Below are 21,549 nucleotides of genomic sequence, written 5' to 3'. Positions count from 1 at the left end.
AACTGACCCCGATCGAATTTGAGACAATCAACAACATGGCGCTAGCCGCCTAAAAACTATCAACCCCACGAGTCAACCAAACCTTCAGCAGTCCCGATCCCTGTCGCGGTGGGCTTGTTCTGAGCGGACCTTGTCGACTGCTTTGCGGTGGGCGATTATCAGAATCCAGGACGATGCGCTGCCTTTGTGAGGATCGTAGCGGGCTGTGCCTTCCTGCCAGAGGGTCAGGAATGCTTCCTGCGTGGTGTCTGCGCTCAGTCCAGCGTCGTGAACTGTGGGATTAGGAGTTTGAGCGTAGGGTGAGGGGTGTCGTTTAGCAAAGAGCGGTGCAGTGATGATGATCGCCGCGCTCCGGGTTTTCCGAGCGTTGCCGCGCCATGAAGGTTGATCTCCTGGATAGGAGAATCATGAACGATCACATATCCTCCTCGCTCGACTCACAAGGTACCTCGTTGCCTTCGTCAGCAACGGAGTCCGACAGCCCGGTGCCTGGGCTACCGGATAATTCGGCCCTGTTCCTGCAGGATCTGGTTTTGGACAGTTTGGACGTTGAGCACTTCCTCAACGATCTGGCGCGGTTCGCGGTCCAGTATCTCTCCAAGCCGGACCGTGAAGTTTTATGCGGTGTGACCCTGCTACGCCCCCGGCATGCCGAAACGGTTGCGAGCAGCAGCGAGGCGGCCCTGAAGTTGGATGAAATCCAGTATTCCTTCGGTGACGGGCCCTGCCTGACGGCAGCCCGCACCCAAGAAATGGTTCACGTCGACGACACCCGCACGGACGAGCGGTGGCCGGAGTACTTCACGGCCATCGCCGAGCACGGCATGCTCTCCATCCTTGGGGTGCCTATTCCATTGGACGGGGAAGCTGACTGTGCACTGAACCTGTACTCGAGCACGGCCAACGCATTCACCCCGGAAGCGACCCACGCGGCGGAGGTCTTCGCCCGTGAAGCGTCCAGTTCGTTGCGCCTGGCTGTACGCATCGCCCACCTATCCGATAAACAAACACATCTGAATGCGGCGCTGGAATCCAGGACCATCATCGACCTCGCCGCGGGCATCATCATGGGCCAGAACAAGTGCAGTCAGGCAGCAGCAATGAAGATCCTCAAATCTGCCTCGAACGGCCGGAACATCAAGCTCCGCGACATCGCGGCACGAGTCGTGTCCAGTGTCAGCGATCAAACGCCCACCACGCATTTCGATTGATGGCCGGAAATATTTACACCGGTCGAAAGCGTAGGAGAACACAATCAGCGGCCTCCACCGCGTGTTCTCCGGCGCTTTTGTCATCCCATCACCGCACAAGGCGAGGTACTTTGACGGCGGTGCGTCCTATGGACGAGAGCAGTTTGGTGCGCTCCGTCTGTCGTCGATTGAGCAAAAAGCCAATCCACCGGGTCCTACGTGACGAATGTCATGTGGTGGAGGTTTTCTGGCAATGGTGCGTCGACTTGACTGAGGCACCGGACGTTGTCCCCCTAAGCGCCTCGCCGGAGGGTTTTATCATGATCTCGAGCAAAAAAATTCTCAGTGTCGCTTTCACCGCAGCCCTGGTCGGGGGAGCGGGAATCGGATCCGCCGGGGTAGCGGTGGCTGCTCCCGGCCCGGTCTCCCAGGCAGTACCGGCCATGACCACCGGATCAATGGCGATCAGCATCGACGACTTCGTGTTCTCCGGGCCGGGCACCGTCAACCCGGGCGGTGAGATCACCGTGACCAACAACGACACCGAGATCCACTCGGTCACCGCTGATGATGGGTCGTTTGATATCAGCATTCCCGGCGGGCAAAGTGCTACCTTCACTGCCCCCAGCGGTGACGGGAGTTACGGGTTTTTCTGCAAGTTCCACGGCAACATGGTCGGTACCCTGACCGTCGGAGCCGAAGCCATGGCCCCAGCCCCGGCAGCACCCACGACCCCGGCAGTACCAGCCCCGGCGGCACCAGCTCCCGAGGTCGCAGAGTCCAAAGTTCCGGATTCCGGCAGCGCGGGACACAGTGGAATGGACCAGATGGGTGCTGTTCCCAAGGGCGGTGCCGACACCGGAGTGATGAACGAAAGCACCAGCGAGGGATCAGTCGTTCTTGCTCTGGGTGGGGGACTGGTTCTCCTGGCCGCAGCCGGTGGAACCTACGCCGTCCGTCGCCACAACCACACCAACTAACCAGGTCACTAACCGGCTCAACAGTCCACCATCCATGTTCAACGGGCTCACTATTTTTGGGGAGAAACCATGAAATCACGTCACGGAATATCAGCTTTGATGCTCGCCGCGGTCCTGACCGGTACCGCCGCGTGCGGGTCCAGCGCTGAGCCCAGCGGCTCGGAGGCGACCAGCGCGGCAAGCGAGGCCGCGGCACCGGAATCAGCGGCGGCCACCACCGGCGCCGGCACCTCCTCATCGGGGTCGGCCTCAGCGGAAGCAGCACCGGCGGAGGAGGCCATGATCACCATCACGGACTTCGAGTACATGATGCCCGAAACCATTACACCCGGCGCCACGGTGACGGTCATCAACGAAGACGACGCCCCGCACACGGTCACCGCCGAAGACGACGGCGGGTTCGACGTCGATGTTCCCGCCGGTGAGACCGTGACCTTCACCGCGCCCGAGGAAGCCGGCGAGTATGCCGTGATCTGCACCTATCACCCCGAGATGTCCGCCACCCTGGTCATCGGATGAGTAAGGCAGGCCGCGCGGTCGACAACAACAGGGCTGGACCCACCGCCGAACACGGCTCAACGAAGGGGCAGCGTCGTCATCGATCGGGAATGATTGCCCTGCGGGTACTCATCGCCGCAGGACTGATCGTCAGCGCGGTCATCCATTTCCAGCTCGCCCCCGGATTCCAGCAAGCCTATCCAGGCGGCATTGGTGGCGGTAACCTCTTCCGGATCCAGGCCGTGGCCGCCCTCCTTGCCGCTGTGTATGTCCTGATTCGGGGAGACCGCCCCTCCTATGCGGTCGCTGCGGTAGTGGCGCTTTCAGCGCTGGCAGCCGTGGTGCTGTACCGCTACGTCCAAGTCCCGGCCATCGGACCGATCCCCTCCATGTACGAACCCATCTGGTACGCCAAAAAACCCTCACCGCAGTAGCAGAAGCCACAGCCGGGAGCCTCGCCATCATCGGGTATTCACTCCTGCACCGGAAGCGGCACCGCGGATAGCCCGTGCGGGTCAGCGGGGTGCAGTATGCGTCAGGGACGTGCTTCAGCCACAGGTGGACGGCTTTGAGCTGAACCCCCGGGGCTCCACTCGCCCACAGGTGGATGAATCACGGCAGACGGCGGCTCTGCCGGCTTTTCTTGCGCCACCGTAAGATGACCATTCATATGCGCCACGTAAGCCGGTGCTTTAGCGACGCTCAAGTTTGCACACTTATGCACACGACCGCATAACTGATCATGTTCTGGTTGAGTTACGTCCTAAGTGGTGAAGAGGAGCACGCCTCCGCACAACGCCATGGAATGCTCGGGTGCTGCTCCGTGATTCGCCTTGTATCTCTTGTTTTGGTTCCAGCCCATGCTCGGGACTGTAAGGCAGGTACCTGACAACTAAAACCGGTTTTCTGTTGGTGGTTTCGCGGGGTCACTCAGCTGAGGTCGGGGTTGGTCGCAGGGGAGCAGCCCAGCTGCGGCCAGTCCTTAGGCTGATCAGCGAGTCCTCCCAGGTGATTCTTGGCCCGGTTTGACGTTTCAGGGCGAGGACAACCATGGCGTTATCTTCCATCAGCGAGGCCGCCCTTCCCGGAGGAACGGCCCGCATCCCGTTGACTACTTGCCGCGAGAGCCCTGGAGACAGGCAGGCGCTACGCGTAGCGGCAGCAGACGGCAAGGTCTGGCTCACTGCGGCCAGCGACACCATGCTCTATTTGGGGTGTGAACCGTCGGTGGTCATCAGCGAAGCGGATGCCCTGTCCGTATTGGACATCAGTGCTGACATGGCGAACGAGAAGTCGTACACAGTCCTGGTTGATATGACCACAATCGTTAACCTGAACCCTGCTGCCCGGGCGGCTTTCAACGCGGACCAGCGAGTCAGAGCGGCCGCCCTGTTCGGTGAAGGCCCGATGGACCGGGTCCTGGCAGCCGGTGCGCACAACGCTGTCCATCCAACGGGCATTCTTCACTTCGAAAACAGATGCCCTGGCATGGCTTACCGCACGTGCGACGTACAGCAACGCCGCTACCGCAACGATGCGTGGTTGAGGTAGACCTGAAGGTGGTGATGCGCCACACGATAAGCTTCAGTTTTCCCTGATTTTCACTGCGTAACCGCTGGTCGTGCAGGAATGAGGGACACCGACGAAAGAAGCAACCCCGTGCAGTACAACCCTGATTCTTCGAAGATTGACGCGCTGGAAGATCTTGTCTTCGGAAGCGTCGATCACCCCCGGGCAGTGTTACGGCCTGAACGCGATGACGCCACTTCCGAGCCAGCAATCCTTGGTTTGTTTCACGACCCGCTCGATCCTGTAGAGTCCCGATCGCTTCCCACCAGCACGGCTCCGGTTACCGCGCGAGGGTACCGGCTTATAATTTCCGCCGTGAGCTGAGATTTTCCTGCGGCATACCCCGGACCTGATGAATGGGTGTTTCACGATGATAGGCCATCATGCCCGGGCAGCAGGAAGCCAGGAGTGAGGGAAGGGACCTCTTTGACCTGCTCCACAACCGAGGGCGAAGAGCGATACGTCCGGTGCTAATGCTGTCGCGCGCCTTATCAGATACTCAGAGGGCAACTAGTTGCAAACGCGCGGAGCCGTCTGTGCTGTGCCGGTGCATGGATGACTCCCAGGCCGGCAGGGCTAAGCAGTGATTCTGGTGGCGGGCGGTTTCGGCCAGGTCCGCCGCTGCCGGGGTCCGATTTCAGGGGATGAAATGGGTTTCTGCTCGGGTGGTTCCGACTGAGGTGACGAGTTGTTCGGCCAGGGTGCGGAGCTTGATGTTCTGGCCGTTTGAGGCGCGCTGCAGGATTCTAATCGCCTCTGTGGGATTGCACCTGTTTTGGGCCACGATGATACCTACGGCGATATCGATGTTGGTCCGTGATTCCATGGCAGCCCGAAGGTGAGCGGCCGTTCTTTCGTGATCCGATGAACGCAGCGCCAGTTGCAGGGTCAATGCTGCTTCGGCGGTGTAGGACTCAATCCGTTCGATGGTCCGTGGAGTGAACACATGTGGTTCCCGGGCGTACAGGTTGACGGTGACACCACCGTCGTGCCCGCGGATCAGGGGCACGCCGAGCACTGAGTAATAGCCCTGGGCTTTGACGGCGTCGAAGTAGTCCGGCCACCGCATGTCAGTCCGGATATCCGCGACGACGGCGGTGTTCCCAGTGTCGATGGCGTGCAAGGAAGGACCTTCCCCATACCCGTACTGGATCTCATCGAGCGCCGTGGCCTCAAGGCTGCTGCTCGCGACGGTGGCCACGTGGTGGTCTCGCTTCAAGGTCACCGCGCACAACACCTCGGCGGAGCCCTCCAGCACGGTCGCGGCGTGGCCAGCGAATCCTTCCAGGTAGAACTTCAAGGTATCTGAAACGAGGATCAGCGCCTGAAAACGCTCCACTATTGAAACCTCGCCGATGTTCTCTCCCATGCTGCCAGTCTAAGAGGTCACGATCCGGTCAAGATCCACCGATGAAGAGCCACTTTCCTGTCATCGCACCAGCACCCTTGATCCCACTTCGGGGTTTACCTCATCTCCTTTTCGCAGGGTGCGATACCGTCGAGTGGTAAGCGTGCTGATCATTGTTGCGTCTTCATCTGGAGTGTCGGCATGGTTAGACAGGAATTTTTGATAGCAAAGTGGAGGTTTTGTCGTGGATGAGCGAACGCAGCAAGACCGGACTCGCGCAGCGCTCACCCAAGCCGCTGTCCCGCTGGGCGAACTATGGGTCGGCTATTTCGGGTTCGGAGGTGCGTTGTCGGAAAGCGAAATTGACGCCTACATTCACGGCGCACTGGTCCTGCCCGCGTTGGAGCGCGACCTCCTGGCAGCTGCAGCCAACGAACTGCTCGAGAACACGTCCTCCATTGTGCGTGTGCCACCCAGCGAAGATGGTGCACCGCAGTACTTACCCGAGGAGGTCCGTCGCTTATTGGGCGCCGCGGGTGCGTTCCTGCTAACCGCGGCAGAAGCCGAGGAGGAACGACTGGAGGCCCTGACACGGACACAGCTGCTGGATAGTCCGAATGAGGAGCGATTCGACCGGATCACCCGACAGGCCAAGGAACACTTCCAGGTCAGCACCGTGATCATCTCCCTGATCGATGACCACCGGCAATTCCTCAAATCACTGATTGGACCGTTAGCCCAGAATGTGCCGAGGGAAATCTCGTTCTGCAACACCACGATCCGCAACGCGGGTCTCCTCGTGGTCAACGACGCCATGACCGATGAAAGATTCACCACGAACCCGCTCGTCACCGGGGAACCCTTCATCCGCTTCTACGCCGGCTACCCCCTCCGAGGACCCGGTGGCTGGACCATCGGAACCCTGTGTGTCATCGACCAAACCCCCCGCTGCTTCACGGCAGAGGACGAAGAAGCCCTCCGGGAACTCGCGATAGCCGCACAACACGAAATCAACCCCTAACCGCACCCTCACGCCAACTCCCTGAGCATTTTGGAGGGAGCATCATGGGTAACTTCGCGGGAGACAAGGCCGTGCACGGCAAATTTCTTATCTCGACGCAGTCAGCCGGATAGTTTTTCACTGCGTTCGCTCGGGCTTTTCTCAAGGCGATGGGGTGAGCATTGTGTGCCAGCCCTGTCTGGCTGTAACAAGTTGGATACCCGGTGGGGGTGTTATGGATGCTGGGTATCCTCGAAGTGCCGTTTGGCTAGACTGATTCAGTCAAAAAATTGCAGCTTTGCTGATGCTCTTGCACACAAGTGCCATTCTGGTTGGCTGCGGCCAGATCGAGGAAACCGCAGGCGGGATAGCCAGCGACGCTGCATCCCAGGTGGCCGGCGCGGCAGCGGAGGAAGTGCGGTCCCAGGTTTGTGTTCTCGTGGAGGACGGGGTCGTCAGCGTTGAGGACAAGGAACTGCTGGGTGATTTGGTCACGGCGGCAGGAACCGCCGGCGTTCCGGCAGAGATAACCGAACCTCTTGCTGAGATAGCCGCGGCCGGTGACCAGGTGCCGGAAGAATCAGTGAACGCCCTGCGCGAGGCCTGCTCGCCGTCGTCATAATCGATCCTTCAGCGGGACGTGCGAATCAAACGGTTGATGCAGTATCCAAGCGCAACGATACTGACCAGCGCTAGAAGGGCGCTGTCTGGGATGCCAAGAGTTGGCTCCAACGGGCAAGTGGACACGGCTGTGGTTGTGGGTGCGTAGTCGATGCATTGTCCTGATCAAAGGCCGTAGTTCAAAACGTTTAGCACACTGACTAGCCCGCAGATCAGGACCCAGGGCGTCCTCGATCTGAATGTTGTCAGGAGTCACGAGCGAAGCGTACGGCGTCAGCTGAACAGGCACATCGAGCGGTGTCTCTCGGGATCGAATCACAAGCTGTGAGAATCTCATCCCTACCGCATGGGGATGGCTGAGGGCGACGGTTAGAACTGCAAATTTATGCGTACGGCCGTATTACTGCATCTCACTGGGTCGAGATACTTCTTGGGTGGTGGACGTTTATGTTCCAGTTCCCGGGTTGGGGCTTTCGGTGGTTTCCAGTCGGGATGTTGTTTTTAGTCGGTTCTTACCGTCCGTCATCGCTGGGGTTGGAGTGGGGGAGGGAAGTTGGGGTAGTTCTCCTTCGGCGAGGGTGCTTATCCCGTGACCGGTTTCGTCGAGGAGTGTTTCGTATTCGGCTTGTTGGATGGTTCCGAGGCTGATGTGTTCGTCGTCGTGTTCGTTCCAGGCTTTGATGGCTGCCCAACCTACTGCTGTGAGAGGCACCGAGAGAATGGCGCCGATGATGCCTGCAAGGATCGTTCCGGCGGTGAGTGCCAGGAGGATGACCAGGGGGTGGACGCTGAGTGTGTGTCCCATGACGACTGGTTGCAGGAAGTTTCCTTCGAGTTGATTGACCACGATGACCACGATGATGACGATCAGAGCGGTGAAGGGGCCGTTGGCGACCAGCGCGATCAGTGCGGCAAGTACGCCTGCTAGGGTCGCCCCTACCAGCGGGATGAAGGCGCCAACGAAGACGACTGCGGTCAAGGGCAGTGCCAGGGGTACGTCAAGGATCATCAGTGCCAGACCGATGAAGAGTGCGTCCACCAGTGCGACGATGGCGGTGCCACGCACATAGCCACCGAGGACGGCCAGGCTGTTATGACCGACGAGGCGGGCTTTTACCAGACGCGGGCCTTTGAAGGCGCGCAAAAGAAAAGCCCAGATCTTTTCCCCGTCTTTGAGGAAGAAGAACAGGATCACGGACATCAGAAGTGCGCCGGTGAGGAAACTGCCGATCACGCTGATGCCGGTGATGGCACTGGCGCCGGCGGTGCTGCTCGTGGCGAAGTCCGCAGCAGCATCGCGAGCTTGTTGAATGCGTTGGCTATCGATGGACAACAGCCCGTTTTGCAGGAACGCATAGACCTGGTCGAAGCCTTCGACTGCCTGGCCGGTAAGTTCGCCGGCTTGGCCGATCACGGCGAACACGATGCCGGTAACGAGAGCACCGAAAGCTGAGAGCAGAAGAAGGAAGGAGAACCCTGTCGCGACGGCGCTGGGTCATCCTTTTTCGCGTAGCCAAATGACGAATGGGCCGATCGCGGCGGCGAGGATAAGAGCCAGCAGGATGGGAATGATCACGAGTTGTACGTGGGCCAAGGCGCGCACGATCACTACGCCCGGGGCCAACAACATGATGATTTGAGCGGCTCGGATACTGCTGCGTCCCAGGGAGTCAGCCCAGGGGCTCACGGGCTGGTCCGTGCCCCGTCCGGCCTTTCCCGTGGTGGTTGGTTGATTCATGGTGCTGTGTCGTCCTCATATTGTGGTCGTTCGTGTGGTGACTTGTCCGCCCGTCCTCATCCGTGGGCACGCCTGGGCGTTAGGCGGGGCTGTGTACTCGGGTTGTCAGGATGGTTCGCATAGCTGCAGTCGCATCCTAAGCCCAGAATTATGTCCGAGAGCCGGGGTGGATGGTGGACGGGCAGACGCTTTGGAGGGCCGTCGTATGTCATCGGTGTGAAGCGGTTACCCCGCCCGTGAGGCCTCTGACCTTCGCATCGTGCGGGGCTTGCGGCTCAGGGCTGTTTTTTTCGATGAACTCAAGGATGCCTGCAGCAACCGTAGCGGGATCGCTGTGATGGACGGCATGGGGTTTACCGGGGACTTCCAGCAACTCACCATGTTGCGACGTTTCTGCCAGTGTCCGGGACCAATGGGTGCCAGCGATCAGGTCTCGGGTTCCTCGCATGATCAGGACTCGTTGTTTGACCAGTGGGAGTCGTTCTTCGAGTCGATACGCCAGGGCGACCGCGAGTTCGGCGAAGTACCAGCGAGGACCGCAGCGCAGGACATCCAAAAACTGCACGGTGTTCAAGAGTGGTTTCTCAAGTGTTGAGTTCACTCCGAGCCGGAGCGCCTGCTGGAAAGCGGTGCGTCGTTTGGCGTCAACCGCCGCGCCGATCAGAACAAGGTTGCTGACCAGGTCCGCGCGGGTGATGGCCAACTCAGTAGCACTTTGCACGCCCATGGAGTGACCCACCACAGTGCAGGAGTTCACTCCGATCTCATCCAGGAGGGCGCCGATCAAATCTGCGCTGGCGGGGTTGGACATCTTTTCCGCCGGTGTGCCGGTCCATCCATAACCGGGCAGGTCGATAAGGTATGCGTCGCCGTAATCTGCCAGGACGGAGGCGAGTCGCGTGAAGTAACGGTGGGACATACCGATGCCGTGAATGAGGACGAACACCCGCAGACCTGTTGCTTCCCCGGGGCTGACGTCCGATTCATGGGCGCCGGTGTGCATCATCCGGTAGGCCCGACACTGCCGGTCACTAATCGTGATACTCCGAAAGTCGGAGGTGTCCGGCCTCGGGGTTGCGCTATTCCTCCCGCTGACCACGGTGCGAAGGCGCCCAAAAATGGTTCGTGGTTCCTGTCGGGCAGCCACAGGTGAGTTTCCCGGTTGGGATGGGAGGCGGTTGTCCTTGCGGAGGACGGAGAGGATCGCCTCGGTGACCTCCCTGGCACCTCCGCGCTGGGCGACATGGGGTTGGCCGGGGACTTCCACGAGCCGGCCGTCCCGTGCAATGTCGGCCAGGCGCGAACACCAGGGGTGCCGTGCAACGGGGTCCTTGCTGCCGCGAATGATCAGGACCGGTTGAGTCGCTTGCGGGAGGCGTTCGTGGATGCGGTACTTCAGCATCACGGGGAGTTCGGTGAAGTACCAAGGCAGGCCGCAGCGGGCATAGTCCGTGAAGACGATGGCATTGGTCAGCGGGCGCTCCCTTAGGCTGTCCAGCCCGAGGGCCAGGGTATGCCAGATGACAGAGCGGCGGGCCGAATCCGTGACCGGGCCGATCAGGACCAACTTCGAGACCAGGTCGGGGCGTTGCAGGGCGACTTCGGTGACGAACTGGGCGCCCATGGAGTGGCCGATGAGCACACAGGACCGGATGCCCTCCGCGTCCAATGCTTCACCGATTACCGCAGCGTAGTCCTCAACATCCAATTGCTGTTCTGGTTTAGGTGTTCCACCGAAACCGGGGAGGTCCAGCACATGGGTGTGTCCGTGCTGGATGAGTTCGGTCTGCAACCGGTCGAAGTAGCGGTGGGAGAGGCCGATGCCGTGCACCATGACGAAAACCGGCGCGTCCGGGGATGCCTGCGGCATCGTCGTCGAGTGAACACGGCACACCAGTCCATCAACGTCAGACATTGGATTCCACCGCACCTGCAGGAAAAGTTTCATTCCCTAGCGGGTGGAGAATGTTGGGGTCGTATGTTGCCACAGCTTCCAGTGCATCCAGCACTGCCAGGGGTGACAGGTCCGCTACTGCGGAGATCACGGCGATCGGCTCGCCATGGGCGACAGCATCGGCGATCGCTTTCTCCAGTTCCTGCGGTGCATCCTCAAATGGGGGAAGCATGGAGGCCTGCAGCGGTCCAATGGATTTTGATCCAACTGCCGTGATGATCTTCTTGAGATCCTTACCGGTCATGGTCATTTACCTGTCAGGTCTAGCAATGGGACGGAGGGAGCCAGGAAGGGTGATCATGGCCCGGTGGTACTGAACAATCTATCGTCGTCGGTATTTGTTGGTGATGGGGCAGTCGAAGGGGTCGCGGGCTGAGAGTCCTACCTGGTTGAGGTATTTCACGACTGCGCCGTAGGAGGCGGCAATGCCGACCTCCGTGTAGGGGACTTTGAGCCGTTGGCAGTGTTCTCGGACGATGACTGCTGCCCTGCGCAGGTGCGGACGGGGCATGTCGGGGAAGAGATGGTGTTCGATCTGGAAGTTCAGGCCGCCGAAGGCGTTGTTCACGAAGGGTCCGCCGCGGATGTTGCGTGAGGTCAGGACCTGTTTCTGGAAGAAATCCAGGGTGCTGTCCTTCGGGATGAGGGGCATGCCCTTGTGGTTCGGTGCGAAGGACGCTCCCATATAGACGCCGAACACGGCGACCTGCACACCCAGGAAAGCAAACGCCATGCCCACGGGCAGGAAGGAGAACAGGATGCCGAGGTAGGCGCCGAAGCGGACCGCGAGCAGGGCGAGCTCGACCCAGCGCCCCTGGATGGTGCCGCGCCGGAAGAGCGTGGCGATGGAGCGGGCGTGGAGGTTGATGCCCTCCAGGGTCAGCAGGGGGAAGAACAGGTAGCCCTGGCGGCGGGTGATCCACGCCTGGATTCCGGTGGCTTTCGCGGCGTCCTCCTCAAGGAAGGAGATGGTGTCGACCTCGATGTCAGGATCCTTGCCCCGGGTGTTGGGGTTGTTGTGGTGGCGGGTGTGTTTGTCCATCCACCAGGCGTAGCTGATGCCCACGACGCCGGCGGCGAGGATGCGCCCGGACCAGTCGTTCGCGCCCCGGGTGGTGAAGATCTGGCGGTGGGAGGCCTCGTGGGCGAGGAAGGCGACCTGCGTCAGCACGATGCCAAGGACCGCGGCGATCAGGAGCTGGAACCAGGAATCGCCCAGCAGCGCGAATCCCGTCCACGCTGCAGCCATAACCAGGGCGAGGAGCGCGAACACCACAGCATAGAAGCCGCGTCGGCGGTTCAATAGACCCTCTTGGCGCACCTGCTTCAACAGGACCGAATAGGACGCAACAACATCATTCGGCTTACTGATGCGTACTGCTCGCTTTACCGGTGGTGCACTCATCGGTTCGTCCTAGGCCGTGGTTCGGGGGAGGGTGCTATGCCTCGTGGTGGTCCAATACGGGTCCACCACAAGGCAAAAACTTCTTATGCGTCGTAGTGTTCGCGGCTTCCGGACTTCGCCAGACCGCGTGCGATCATGTAGGCGATCGTCAGGTACGTGATCAGTTCCATACCCTGGTAGGCGTCGAACATGTCATTGCCGTCTTCGTTGTCGCCATCGCCGACAAGCACTGCGGTGACGATCGTCGCGATCACCATGGCGATGTAGGCAAAGAACTCAGTGGTCTTTGTCGAGGCCTTTGTTTCAGTGGACGGGCGGATCTCGGTGTTGTTGTTATTGCCGGTGTTGCGGTTGCGGGTGTTGGAATTAGCCATGGGTATCTCCTGAAGAGGGTGAGGGTGCCGCGTGGCGGCGGTGGCAAGCGAGCGCTGAGTGAGCTGCTCCACGTGAAGGGATGGAAGTGTTACGCGTCGTAGTGTTCGCGGCTTCCGGACTTCGCCAGTCCACGGGAAACCATGTAGCCAATGGTCAAGTAGGTAATCAACTGAGTGGCGTCGCGGCCGTCGAAGATGTCATCGCCCCCGTCGTCACCGTTACCCACCATCGCCGAAGTGATGACGGTGGCGAGGACCATAGCGATGTAGGCGAAGAACTCGGTGGTCTTCGTCGAGGCCTTCGTCTCAGTCGACAGGCGGGTCCGCACCGTGTTCCGATCAACGTGGTTGCCGCCGCCGCCATTGTTGTTGTTACCGCCGTTGTTGTTACCGCCGTTGTCGCCGCCGTTGTTGTTACCGCCGTTGTTGCCGCCGCCGCCGTTGTTGTTACCGCCGTTGTTGTTACCGCCGTTGTTGCCGCCGCCGCCGTTGTTGTTACCGCCGTTGTTGCCGCCGCCGTTGTTGTTACCGCCGTTGTTATTAGACATAGAAAAATTTCCTTCGAAGTGGGGGTGGCCGCTGGCGGCCGTGGACCAGTCGCCCTGAGCGGGACTGGTGCGTATGTGGGAGAGCGGAAGTTCGCAGGCTTCTCTACGGGTGCTCTACCCTGTAGACACTACGGTGTAGAGTCGCTAATAGCAAGTCGGCTTACTAATTGGACGGAGGCGTGTGCCTTTGCCGCAAGAGAACGATCACACTGCGCAGAAGATAAGCCAGGGTGGCCCAGTCGTCGATGGAAGAGACGGGAAGGGTGCCCGTAGGGGCCGGTTGAGTAGGGACATTGTGTTGGCTGCGGCCCTTGAGCTGGTGGATGACGAAGGACTGGAGTCGTTGTCGATGCGCCGGCTGGGTTCCAAGCTCGGCAAGGATCCCATGGCGTTGTACCGGTACGCCACGAACCGGGAGGCCCTTCTTGACGGAGTGACCGGGCTTGTTCTGGGTGAGCTGATCATTCCGCCCGTCGCGGACTGGCAGGAACAACTCCGCCGGACAGCCCACGATTTCAGGAACCTCGCGTTACGGCACCCTCACGTTGTTCCCCTCCTGGTGATCAGGCCCCTGTCGACACCTCTGGGTCTGCGCCCACCCGGGGCGCTGCGCCCTTTGGAACAAGTAATGGCGCTGCTCACCAAAGCCGGTTTCGACTCCGCCGGAGCACTGCACGTTTACCGTGCTTACTACGGCTTCCTGCTGGGGCACGTCCTGAACGAGCTCGAGGAATTTGTTGTCGACCCCGATGAGGATGAGAGCGTTCTTCGCCACGGGCTCTATCACCTGCCCCAAAGCGACTTTCCCCACGTGCGTGAACTGGCACCGCTGCTGGTGGGCTATGACGGAAAAACCGAACTCGACCAAGGACTCGACATCCTCCTGGCAGGACTGAACTCCAGCCTCGGCAATCCCGCCGGCTAAAAGCGGCTGATCCCCTTAGGCATCTGGCAGTTCCTGAAAGGCGCGATGGGGTCGGACATAACTCGCCGAACCGTGAATCAGTAGGCCAACAGGGCCGCAGGTTCTCATGCGTACCTCTGGTCACAGGGTGACGATCGTGGTTATGCTAAGCATGCTGATGATTTTAGTGAGTTACTTGTATTGTTCGTTCTACCCGAGGGAGACACCATGAGCACGAAGGTCGAAAAAAGCATCCTGGTCAACGTACCGGTGAGTACGGTGTATAACCAGTGGACCCAGTTCGAGGAGTTCCCCCAGTTCATGGGCGGGGTGAAGAAAGTCACCCAACTCAGCGATGACCGCCTGGAGTGGGTTGCTGAACTTGGCGGCGTCCGCCGGCAGTGGGAAGCGCGAATCCTTGAGCAGATCGTGGACCGCAAGGTCTCCTGGGCCGCGACCGAGGGTGCGACGAATGCCGGATCCGTGTCCTTCGAGGACGTCGGAGGCGGCCAGACCCAGGTTCACCTGGTTCTGGAGTACGAGCCGGAGGGCCTGGTCGAAAAAGTCGGCGACAAGCTCAACGTCGTGGAGAAGCAGGCCGAGGGCGACCTGGACAGGTTCAAGGCCTTCATCGAATCCGAAGGCTATGCCACGGGTGCTTGGCGCGGCTCAGTTGACACCGTTGGTGCTCCCTTCGGGTCGCCGAGCGTCGAGGACGCGGCCGCGTCCCGTGGAGATAGCGGCAAGGCAGGTGTCTCCGGAAAGGTCGCCGCAGGTATCGGGCTGGCTGCAGCTGCCACGGCGGTTGGTGTCGCTGCAGCCAAGGGCAACAAAGACGACAAGCAAGACGCCGACGTCCCTGCGGACACCGCAACCGAGGTGGAATTCACGCCGGTCACCCCTGAGGTGGTTGTGCCGGTGGCGGCACCGTTGAGCGATGTGCCCGGTGATGGCTCGCTGACCGAGGACGTCACCACGCACAAGGCGTCTCCGGCGAGCCTTGTTCTCGATAAGGACAAGCCCGCAGGAGGGGTTCTCTAACCACTCCACCATGGTGCCGGGCTTCCCAGGCAAGGGGGAGCCCGGCCGAGGGCTGACAACGTTAGAGGATTCCCGCTGGATCGCTGGTGATGCGTTGCACGCCCGTCCACCCCGACGGGAAGGAGCACTGAAGTGAGCGCCGGTGTTGAATTGTGGTCAACCAGCCAGCTCCTTACCGCAGCAGCACATGCCGTCTCTAATTCCTGGAATCGGCAACTGTTGAGCATCGGCATCACCCACGGGGGCGTCATCACGTTACGGGCGTTGCAGTCTGGTGGCCCTATGACCCAAGCGGACTTGGCGCGGCACATGCGCGTAAAAAACCAGACCATCGGGAGAACACTGCACCTCTTCGAACTTCAAGGATGGGTTCTCCGCGCCCCTGCCAAAGACGACAAACGTCTGATCTTCGTCCGAATCACCAACGCAGGAGCCGCCATCTTGGATCGGGCCGAGGAACTGGAGAAAACCCTTGCCTCGGAAGATCTCCTACCGGAGGATCTGCGGGCCACCCTGATCAACATCATCCAAGCCCAACCACCTCAACCCCCGTCCCGAATCCGAGGCACCAATCCATTCCACTGACCTCAATATAAGGGGAGGGAAGGCTGACAGCCTTCCCTCCCCTTATATTGGGCTCAGTTCGGGTAATGAGGCTAATACTCACCACCGACTTCGCCCCACTTTGGATGCATTAGTGGTTGGTGTGGCTCCGGTCCCTGTTGCGGGTCAACAAAAGCGCCAGTGCGATCATGCCGAGGCCCAGGAACAGGTGCAGCCAGTTGTCGGCGTCGTTGAGGGGAACGAAGTTCAAAGCCGAGTCCATGTCGATGAGCAGTCCGTAGACCCAGAGCACCAGGTAAATGATCCCCCCGTAGAGCAGGTACGAGCGGGCTCCGCTGATGGTGCGGGCCATTGCGATGCCAGCGATACCGAAGAGCAGGTGGACGAGGTTATGCAGGATCGATACCTGGAACAGGCCTAAAAGCAGTGCACCGGATTCATGACCGGCGACGCCTAGTTCGTCGTACGGGGCTGTGATGCCCGGGATAAAACCGAGAACACCGACGAGCAGGAAAACTGCCCCGACGGCCAGCGCCGCTTTTTGAACATTCGTTTTCTCTCCCGGTCGGGATGCGTGGGTATTAGTCATGGTGTTCCTCCTGAGAACGATGAACGAGTGAAATTCGATCGTATCCCTGTCCTGAGCGCTACCAAGGGATGAAAATTCACATGTCGCCGATCAACAATTCGTATCGATTGACCGAATTTTTCTACCAGTGTCCTTTGGTGTGGCTGGCGATGACCGTGCTCATATTGGTGCCCCAGCCATGGAAAGGAAACGTCACCGTGAGGTTCGGGGCGAGGTCGCATCGTTTTTCACACCGCGCGCCATCGACAGCATCTCATCCCAGGGGATGCCATGGTCCGCGCCCCAGTAGAGGACCACTGATTCCTCAAGCTTCGCCGCGAGGGCGGTCGTCTCCGTTCCCGCGGCATACGGCCGGATATCCCTCATCGCACGGGCGAGTGCGGCCACCAAATGCTCGGAATGATGCTCACTCACGACTGTTTCTCCTTCAATTGAAACCCGTGGTCAGGAAAGGCTTTGAAGTAAAAAAACTGCATCGTCCGACGCTGACCGGGCCGGATGGCACCAATTCCTATGGGACGGGCTCTGCTCTGGCACCTATCAGGAGAAATGTGCTTACCCGAGGATGGCCAAGGCCCGCGGCACGCTGTCTATCCGGATGTCGGTGCGAGCGGCAACGGACTTCACTTCGCCGTCGATCTGGTAGGGAATGGGCTTGAGGGTGGTGAACTGGTAGCTCTCCATGCTGGGCTGATCCCCCAAACCCTTGGTGGTGGCGCGCAGCGCAGTCAGGAGGATCCGCCACTTGGCCATATGCGGAAAGGTGATGACCTCGAACTTCCCATCGGAAGGGTGGTCATCGGCCTCACTGAGCGTGGCGTACTTCGCCATCTGGGAGATATTCGCGAACACCAGGCTGTCGAATCTCCGGCGCACCCCGTTCTTCTGGCGGATCTCGAACGGCTTGAATTTTGAGAATGTCCGCACGACGGAAAACATCTCCTTGATCGCGCCCTTGCTGCCCTTCTCCAGATCGATCGCCATGATCGGAGTGAGGCCAAAGCCGATGTACGAGTGGGCGTACTCAGAGCGACCCGTGGAGTTGCCTCCGGTGCTGATGCGCAGCAGGTCGATGCGCCGGACGTGGCCCTCGCTGATGGCCTCAGCCAGTGGTTTCCTGCCGGTCACCCGGCTGTGATCATTGGCGTTTCCAGCAGCCAGCACAGCGCATACCGCATCCGAGTTTCCGCTGTCCATGACACCGTTGACTACTTCGTTGTAGCCGCCATCACCACTGACGGACACCACCAGGGCGTTGCCGGCGGCGGCAGCTTCCCGCGCCAGGTCGATTGCATGCCCGGCATGTTCTGTGGGCTGCAACCGAATCTCCGTCTTATCGGACAGAAGCTCGCGCAACTGCTCATGCAGTTCACCGGCCAGCTTCGGCGCATCACCGGTGCTATTGGGATTGAAGATGATCGACACCGTGTCGAACGCTCGGGGCGAATCCATGGGCAGGCCTTTCCTTTTGGTGATGCGCTAACAGCACTGCGGCGACGGAGCGCAGGAACCCAATCATAAGCGGGCTTATAGTATCGGGAAGAAAAGACCCGGTGGTTGCAAAAAAACTCAGCTCTGCATTGCTCGGGCAATCACCGGGTCGACGGTCGGAAATTGGCGTGCTGGTGACGATCCACTACTTCAGCGCGCTGGAAGGCTTCGTCAGTGGCGAAGAGATAGTTACGGCTGCTGGCCCGGACGCGGTCGGCGGGCGTCCAGGAACCGCCGGACCATATGTACATGTTGTAATCGGGCCATCTACTAAGGACTTCCTCGGCGAACTGGTTGGCGTTCCGGCCGTAGCGGCCGGTATGCCGGTCTTCGATTTCAAGCAGCAGGCTGGGCTGGTGTCGGGTGATGGTGTGGACGGCGCCGGTAAGAACATTCGGTTCGAAGCCCTCGACGTCTACTTTCATGAAGGAGACGTTGTCGACGTTTTGAAGCTCGCACCAGGAATCGATGGTGACCATCGAGGTCATCCAGCGCCTGGTGCGGGCGGACTGCGTGACCAGCGCGTGTTCCGTGCCGTCGGCGATGTGGGCGTGTCCGTGAATCGGAACCCCAAAGCGCAGCGGCAACAGCATGAGGTGCTCGCCCTGGGCTGCTCCGAGGACGGATCGGGTGATGTTGATGTGGCCTGCGCCTATCAAACGGCTTAGTGCCCTCATTATTTGGTGTTGTCTTGGCTGAGGTTCGAATGCATGGACGGAGCCGTCGGCACCCACCAGGTGTGCAAGAGGGAAGGTATACATGCCATAGGCTGCGCCCACGTCGAACACCTGATCACCAGGGCGGATCACCGCGCTGAGGCCGAGCAGTTCCGGTTCAGCCAAACGCAGCCGGGAGAACATCCTCATCACCTCGTAGAATGCCCGGGACCGCAGTGAAATGGCGGGCGTATCGATGACTGACAAAGGCTCTGCTTTCGGGCGAACGGCCGCGGGGTTAGATTCAGGGAAGTCTACAGTGAGGCGTCATGCCAGCGGGATCGACTCTCGCGTGCGGGGAGGACCTGTGAGTCGCCAAAAAGTTGGAGCGGTTGCCGCCGAAGACCCGTTCGACAGGAACGCCCAAGTCAGGAGTCTTGCAAGGCAGTTCGACCAGATTCGGACACTTTCTGTGTTCGCCAGAGCGTCCCGATACGCTAAACATATCTAGTGACTATTGAAGCCGGGTCTCAGCGCCCGCCCTGGTACCGCCTGTTTGGAGTTCCGCTCTTGGTGAGCGTTTCCTTCGCACTATTGGCGGTGGTGACGGCGTTCGCCTCCGGGCTGCCCCTGCGCGACCCTGACGGGTTACTTGGGCCGAGCTACGTGCGCCTGCCTTTGATCGTGGTCGTGATGATCGTGCTGGACGTCGCACCACGAGTGGTCCTGCGAAGACCCGTACCTCAAAACTTGTATCAAACAACCATGACGGTGTTTCATCAGCGGTGGCCGGGATCCAAACTGATGTTCGTGATGGCGGGGCTGGCGTGTTTCTATCTTGCCTACGTGGCGTACCGGAACATGAAGAGTTTTTTGCCGTTCCTGCGCGAACGTGTCGTGGACCGAACACTTTTGGCTATGGACGAAGTGGTGGCCGGGGGTTACCACCCGGGGGACATTCTTCAGGAACTTTTGGGAACGGGTATCAGCGCCGAAGTTCTTTCCACCATCTACATGTCCTATCTGGTCTTCGTGCCATTGTCAGTGGCCGCGGCACTGGTGTGGTCCAGCAACCTCTCACATGGAGCCTGGTATGTCAGCGCCCTGTCCTTGAATTGGATCATCGGTACAGCGACGTACTACGTACTACCCTCCCTGGGGCCGGTCTACCTTGCACCGTCCCACTTCGTCGACTTGCCCGACACCGCTGTGAGCCAGCTGCAGGATGCGCTGTACCGAAACCGAGTGACCGTCCTGGCCGACCCCCACGCGACCCAGTCCGTGCACGGCATCGCTGCCTTCGCGTCACTGCATGTATCGGTGGTCTTCACCGCCGCATTGATCGCGCACTTGCTCCGTCTTCCGAAACCCGTCCGGTGGATCCTGTGGGGATACCTCGCGCTCACGGCCCTGGCAACCGTGTACTTCGGGTGGCACTATCTCCTCGACGTTCCCGCCGGATTGGCTGTCGGCGGGCTCTCAACATGGCTGGCAGCACGAGCGACGACTTACGCCCGAACGCAACGAAGCGCCACCGCAAACCCGATAACAACAACCACAGTTACCGGGCACTAACCCCTAGTCGTGGCGGGTAGTGCCCACCGCGGAGGTCGAAGTCCAGGTCGAGGTTTTCGGGGCTGGTGAGTTCCCGCCGTGTCGAGGTCACTTGGGCGCTGGGCAGCGATGCTGCGATTGGCATCCGGTCCACAGTGATGAGCCCCGTCAGGTCCAGTCCTGTCAGTGTTGCGATGTCCCGGACAGGTACTTGGAAGGTCCGGAACGGCCCCAGTGGGGGAGGGTCATCAATCACTCCCCGTGGGGGAATCTCGGGCAGGTCGGTGAGGTGTGGTGTCTGGTCGGCGATGTACCCGGTGGCGGCCAGCTCACCCTCCACGAGGAAGACCGCGACCTTGAAGAACTGCAGTGGGATCTCCACGCCCCGGTAGACGGGGTCGAGGTCGCTGAAGATCGGGCCGGTAAACACGATTAAGCGCCGGCGATAATCGGTGGCGTTCTCCAACAGGTACGTTTCAAGTCCCAGCCACAGCTCGAGGCTCTGGTTGAACCCGGCGGCCTGGGGTGCGGCGTTCGTAAAGTGGAACGTGTCTTCGTTCGCCTGGGCGGCATGGTCCCGAGTGTCTCCCCAGACGGCGGAGGCGCGGCGCACGAGGTGTCCGCGGTCGATGTCGTTGCGAGCGTAGACCCGTTCCCCGGTCTGCTGGTCCTCCGAAATCCGCGGATCCAGCCGCCAGTCGATACCTGTGCGGGGAATATCCATTAGCTTCCCACCGTCGATGCCGAGCGCGGTGATCGCGGCCAGGCGCTTATCCGGTCGCATGAGGACCGAGAAATTCGTGTACGGGAGTAGGACGGTTTCGACGCCCTCCAGGGTCGGGATGGGCACCCTCAGGTCAAGGAATTGCTCATCGAATCCGATACGGTCGGAGAGGTCCTCGGCGATCAACGATAGGGGAGTCGGCAGGTGTGCGTCCATCCGCGAAACCTACCAGCAGCAAGTGACAACAGGGTGAACACGAACGCCGAATGCGCCAACCTCCGCAAAGCCTACGGCCCGTCACAGCCAGCCCGTCCGTGGCCGGTGTACCTACTATAGGAAGGCTTGAAGTCGATCTAACCCGCGGAGGCCAACTGCACGTTGATCGGCAAGTTGTTGAAAGTGCACATCAGAGCATGTCGTCCTTCAACCCCGGCACCGGGATCGAGTTCCCTGAAGATTCGTAGCCGCCCGTACTCCGTCGTGACCTTAACGCCGTGGTTCGTATCTGCAGGAGTTGGACCCGATGTCATCTGGGTCCTAGGCGTTTCGGAGGACTTCTTTTCCAGCTGCACTGACGGGGCAATTATGGCTAGTTGCCCGTCGACCTCGTGGAACTGTTCCGCTTGCGGCATGCCCATGATGACCGCTTCCGTCATCGCCGTGATGTACACCGGATCCGCCGGACCATCGTAGATCCAGCGTTTGCCTAAGCCTCGATCCACCGATGGGGTGTGAGGTGCGGGCGGCGCGTTAAACGGAGAATGCCTGTCTAGTCAGGGAAAATAGAGCTTGTCGAAGGTC

At 60.3% G+C, this 21,549-nt stretch carries 25 protein-coding genes; 11 read left to right on the top strand and 14 right to left on the bottom strand.

Going from position 1 to position 21,549, the window contains the following annotated elements; all coding sequences use genetic code 11:
* Window positions 1-84: 84 nt before the first annotated feature.
* The gene (locus tag IWX75_RS16375) at window positions 85-258 is read right to left on the bottom strand and encodes a sigma factor (RefSeq protein ID WP_334684424.1); all 174 of its coding nucleotides are present in this window, start codon (window positions 256-258) and stop codon (window positions 85-87) included.
* A gap of 119 nt (window positions 259-377) precedes the next feature.
* Between IWX75_RS16375 and IWX75_RS16370 the strand changes: the two genes are divergently transcribed.
* The 5 genes from IWX75_RS16370 (at window position 378) to IWX75_RS16350 (ending at window position 4,219) form a co-directional block, all read left to right on the top strand.
* Window positions 378-1,211, top strand: coding sequence for a GAF and ANTAR domain-containing protein (locus tag IWX75_RS16370; protein WP_334684423.1), 834 nt, complete (start codon window positions 378-380; stop codon window positions 1,209-1,211).
* A gap of 299 nt (window positions 1,212-1,510) precedes the next feature.
* A complete protein-coding gene (locus tag IWX75_RS16365) occupies window positions 1,511-2,170 on the top strand; it encodes a cupredoxin domain-containing protein (RefSeq protein WP_196823324.1) in 660 nt (219 codons plus the stop codon).
* A 69-nt stretch (window positions 2,171-2,239) separates the two neighbouring features.
* The gene (locus IWX75_RS16360; RefSeq protein WP_196823323.1) at window positions 2,240-2,689 is read left to right on the top strand and encodes a cupredoxin domain-containing protein; all 450 of its coding nucleotides are present in this window, start codon (window positions 2,240-2,242) and stop codon (window positions 2,687-2,689) included.
* Window positions 2,686-3,102, top strand: a complete 417-nt coding sequence (locus tag IWX75_RS16355) for a hypothetical protein (RefSeq protein WP_334684422.1) — start codon at window positions 2,686-2,688, stop codon at window positions 3,100-3,102. Before IWX75_RS16360 ends, IWX75_RS16355 begins: the two co-directional genes overlap by 4 nt.
* Before the next feature lie 616 nt (window positions 3,103-3,718).
* Window positions 3,719-4,219, top strand: coding sequence for a hypothetical protein (locus IWX75_RS16350; protein WP_196823322.1), 501 nt, complete (start codon window positions 3,719-3,721; stop codon window positions 4,217-4,219).
* A gap of 655 nt (window positions 4,220-4,874) precedes the next feature.
* Here IWX75_RS16350 and IWX75_RS16345 read toward each other — a convergent pair.
* Window positions 4,875-5,606, bottom strand: a complete 732-nt coding sequence (locus IWX75_RS16345; RefSeq protein WP_196823321.1) for an ANTAR domain-containing protein — start codon at window positions 5,604-5,606, stop codon at window positions 4,875-4,877.
* A 223-nt stretch (window positions 5,607-5,829) separates the two neighbouring features.
* Here IWX75_RS16345 and IWX75_RS16340 point away from each other — a divergent pair, with 223 nt between their 5' ends.
* Window positions 5,830-6,606, top strand: a complete 777-nt coding sequence (locus IWX75_RS16340; protein ID WP_196823320.1) for a GAF domain-containing protein — start codon at window positions 5,830-5,832, stop codon at window positions 6,604-6,606.
* Window positions 6,607-6,889: 283 nt separating this feature from the next.
* The gene (locus IWX75_RS16335; RefSeq protein ID WP_196823319.1) at window positions 6,890-7,207 is read left to right on the top strand and encodes a hypothetical protein; all 318 of its coding nucleotides are present in this window, start codon (window positions 6,890-6,892) and stop codon (window positions 7,205-7,207) included.
* Between the two features lie 444 nt (window positions 7,208-7,651).
* On the opposite strand, the gene IWX75_RS16330 is transcribed toward IWX75_RS16335, so the two are convergent.
* The 7 genes from IWX75_RS16330 to IWX75_RS16305 all read right to left on the bottom strand — a co-directional run bounded on the left by IWX75_RS16330 (window position 7,652) and on the right by IWX75_RS16305 (window position 13,225).
* Window positions 7,652-8,620 carry an AI-2E family transporter gene (locus tag IWX75_RS16330; RefSeq protein ID WP_334684421.1) on the bottom strand — a complete coding sequence of 323 codons (969 nt, stop codon included), beginning with the start codon at window positions 8,618-8,620 and terminating at the stop codon, window positions 7,652-7,654.
* Window positions 8,621-8,701: 81 nt separating this feature from the next.
* Window positions 8,702-8,944, bottom strand: a complete 243-nt coding sequence (locus IWX75_RS17790; RefSeq protein WP_334684420.1) for a hypothetical protein — start codon at window positions 8,942-8,944, stop codon at window positions 8,702-8,704.
* A 208-nt stretch (window positions 8,945-9,152) separates the two neighbouring features.
* Window positions 9,153-10,859: an alpha/beta fold hydrolase gene (locus tag IWX75_RS16325; RefSeq protein WP_196823318.1), complete on the bottom strand. Its 1,707-nt coding sequence runs from the start codon at window positions 10,857-10,859 to the stop codon at window positions 9,153-9,155.
* On the bottom strand, window positions 10,852-11,148 hold the full coding sequence (locus tag IWX75_RS16320; protein ID WP_196823317.1) for a hypothetical protein: 297 nt from the start codon (window positions 11,146-11,148) through the stop codon (window positions 10,852-10,854). The genes IWX75_RS16325 and IWX75_RS16320 overlap by 8 nt, the downstream gene beginning before the upstream one ends.
* Before the next feature lie 72 nt (window positions 11,149-11,220).
* On the bottom strand, window positions 11,221-12,303 hold the full coding sequence (locus IWX75_RS16315) for a fatty acid desaturase family protein (RefSeq protein WP_196823316.1): 1,083 nt from the start codon (window positions 12,301-12,303) through the stop codon (window positions 11,221-11,223).
* Window positions 12,304-12,386: 83 nt separating this feature from the next.
* Window positions 12,387-12,677, bottom strand: a complete 291-nt coding sequence (locus IWX75_RS16310) for a hypothetical protein (protein WP_196823315.1) — start codon at window positions 12,675-12,677, stop codon at window positions 12,387-12,389.
* A gap of 89 nt (window positions 12,678-12,766) precedes the next feature.
* Complete coding sequence (locus tag IWX75_RS16305) at window positions 12,767-13,225, bottom strand: hypothetical protein (protein WP_196823314.1); 459 nt, start codon at window positions 13,223-13,225, stop codon at window positions 12,767-12,769.
* Between the two features lie 280 nt (window positions 13,226-13,505).
* Between IWX75_RS16305 and IWX75_RS16300 the strand changes: the two genes are divergently transcribed.
* The 3 genes from IWX75_RS16300 to IWX75_RS16290 all read left to right on the top strand — a co-directional run bounded on the left by IWX75_RS16300 (window position 13,506) and on the right by IWX75_RS16290 (window position 15,755).
* On the top strand, window positions 13,506-14,150 hold the full coding sequence (locus IWX75_RS16300; RefSeq protein ID WP_334684419.1) for a TetR/AcrR family transcriptional regulator C-terminal domain-containing protein: 645 nt from the start codon (window positions 13,506-13,508) through the stop codon (window positions 14,148-14,150).
* A gap of 207 nt (window positions 14,151-14,357) precedes the next feature.
* Window positions 14,358-15,170 carry an SRPBCC family protein gene (locus tag IWX75_RS16295; protein WP_196823313.1) on the top strand — a complete coding sequence of 271 codons (813 nt, stop codon included), beginning with the start codon at window positions 14,358-14,360 and terminating at the stop codon, window positions 15,168-15,170.
* Window positions 15,171-15,302: 132 nt separating this feature from the next.
* The gene (locus IWX75_RS16290; protein WP_196823312.1) at window positions 15,303-15,755 is read left to right on the top strand and encodes a MarR family winged helix-turn-helix transcriptional regulator; all 453 of its coding nucleotides are present in this window, start codon (window positions 15,303-15,305) and stop codon (window positions 15,753-15,755) included.
* 109 nt (window positions 15,756-15,864) lie between these two features.
* Here the strand turns inward: IWX75_RS16290 and IWX75_RS16285 are convergent, their stop codons facing one another.
* The 4 genes from IWX75_RS16285 to IWX75_RS16270 form a co-directional block, all read right to left on the bottom strand.
* On the bottom strand, window positions 15,865-16,323 hold the full coding sequence (locus IWX75_RS16285; protein ID WP_196823311.1) for a DUF4383 domain-containing protein: 459 nt from the start codon (window positions 16,321-16,323) through the stop codon (window positions 15,865-15,867).
* A gap of 192 nt (window positions 16,324-16,515) precedes the next feature.
* Window positions 16,516-16,737, bottom strand: coding sequence for a hypothetical protein (locus tag IWX75_RS16280; protein WP_196823310.1), 222 nt, complete (start codon window positions 16,735-16,737; stop codon window positions 16,516-16,518).
* 141 nt (window positions 16,738-16,878) lie between these two features.
* Window positions 16,879-17,775, bottom strand: coding sequence for a diacylglycerol/lipid kinase family protein (locus IWX75_RS16275; RefSeq protein ID WP_196823309.1), 897 nt, complete (start codon window positions 17,773-17,775; stop codon window positions 16,879-16,881).
* A gap of 140 nt (window positions 17,776-17,915) precedes the next feature.
* Window positions 17,916-18,737, bottom strand: coding sequence for an FkbM family methyltransferase (locus IWX75_RS16270; RefSeq protein WP_196823308.1), 822 nt, complete (start codon window positions 18,735-18,737; stop codon window positions 17,916-17,918).
* A gap of 306 nt (window positions 18,738-19,043) precedes the next feature.
* On the opposite strand from IWX75_RS16270, the gene IWX75_RS16265 reads away from it, so the two are divergent.
* Complete coding sequence (locus IWX75_RS16265) at window positions 19,044-20,045, top strand: phosphatase PAP2 family protein (RefSeq protein WP_196823307.1); 1,002 nt, start codon at window positions 19,044-19,046, stop codon at window positions 20,043-20,045.
* Here IWX75_RS16265 and IWX75_RS16260 read toward each other — a convergent pair.
* Complete coding sequence (locus tag IWX75_RS16260) at window positions 20,032-20,964, bottom strand: DNA/RNA non-specific endonuclease (protein WP_196823306.1); 933 nt, start codon at window positions 20,962-20,964, stop codon at window positions 20,032-20,034. The genes IWX75_RS16265 and IWX75_RS16260 overlap by 14 nt on opposite strands.
* Between the last annotated feature and the right edge of the window lie 585 nt (window positions 20,965-21,549).

The sequence above is a fragment of the Arthrobacter sp. CAN_A6 genome (assembly GCF_015751715.1).
GTDB lineage: Bacteria > Actinomycetota > Actinomycetes > Actinomycetales > Micrococcaceae > Arthrobacter_D.
Note: the sequence above shows the minus strand (reverse complement) of the source record. Positions and strands in the feature narration are given on the sequence as shown.

What these genes read in the sequence shown, in the direction of transcription:
- IWX75_RS16370 (WP_334684423.1), top strand. Translation starts at nt 378, where the DNA reads ATGAAGGTTGATCTCCTGGATAGGAGAATCATGAACGATCACATATCC.
- IWX75_RS16365 (WP_196823324.1), top strand. Translation starts at nt 1,511, where the DNA reads ATGATCTCGAGCAAAAAAATTCTCAGTGTCGCTTTCACCGCAGCCCTG.
- IWX75_RS16360 (WP_196823323.1), top strand. Translation starts at nt 2,240, where the DNA reads ATGAAATCACGTCACGGAATATCAGCTTTGATGCTCGCCGCGGTCCTG.
- IWX75_RS16355 (WP_334684422.1), top strand. Translation starts at nt 2,686, where the DNA reads ATGAGTAAGGCAGGCCGCGCGGTCGACAACAACAGGGCTGGACCCACC.
- IWX75_RS16350 (WP_196823322.1), top strand. Translation starts at nt 3,719, where the DNA reads ATGGCGTTATCTTCCATCAGCGAGGCCGCCCTTCCCGGAGGAACGGCC.
- IWX75_RS16345 (WP_196823321.1), bottom strand. Translation starts at nt 5,606, where the DNA reads ATGGGAGAGAACATCGGCGAGGTTTCAATAGTGGAGCGTTTTCAGGCG.
- IWX75_RS16335 (WP_196823319.1), top strand. Translation starts at nt 6,890, where the DNA reads ATGCTCTTGCACACAAGTGCCATTCTGGTTGGCTGCGGCCAGATCGAG.
- IWX75_RS17790 (WP_334684420.1), bottom strand. Translation starts at nt 8,944, where the DNA reads ATGAATCAACCAACCACCACGGGAAAGGCCGGACGGGGCACGGACCAG.
- IWX75_RS16325 (WP_196823318.1), bottom strand. Translation starts at nt 10,859, where the DNA reads ATGTCTGACGTTGATGGACTGGTGTGCCGTGTTCACTCGACGACGATG.
- IWX75_RS16320 (WP_196823317.1), bottom strand. Translation starts at nt 11,148, where the DNA reads ATGACCATGACCGGTAAGGATCTCAAGAAGATCATCACGGCAGTTGGA.
- IWX75_RS16315 (WP_196823316.1), bottom strand. Translation starts at nt 12,303, where the DNA reads ATGAGTGCACCACCGGTAAAGCGAGCAGTACGCATCAGTAAGCCGAAT.
- IWX75_RS16310 (WP_196823315.1), bottom strand. Translation starts at nt 12,677, where the DNA reads ATGGCTAATTCCAACACCCGCAACCGCAACACCGGCAATAACAACAAC.
- IWX75_RS16305 (WP_196823314.1), bottom strand. Translation starts at nt 13,225, where the DNA reads ATGTCTAATAACAACGGCGGTAACAACAACGGCGGCGGCAACAACGGC.
- IWX75_RS16295 (WP_196823313.1), top strand. Translation starts at nt 14,358, where the DNA reads ATGAGCACGAAGGTCGAAAAAAGCATCCTGGTCAACGTACCGGTGAGT.
- IWX75_RS16285 (WP_196823311.1), bottom strand. Translation starts at nt 16,323, where the DNA reads ATGACTAATACCCACGCATCCCGACCGGGAGAGAAAACGAATGTTCAA.
- IWX75_RS16275 (WP_196823309.1), bottom strand. Translation starts at nt 17,775, where the DNA reads ATGGATTCGCCCCGAGCGTTCGACACGGTGTCGATCATCTTCAATCCC.
- IWX75_RS16260 (WP_196823306.1), bottom strand. Translation starts at nt 20,964, where the DNA reads ATGGACGCACACCTGCCGACTCCCCTATCGTTGATCGCCGAGGACCTC.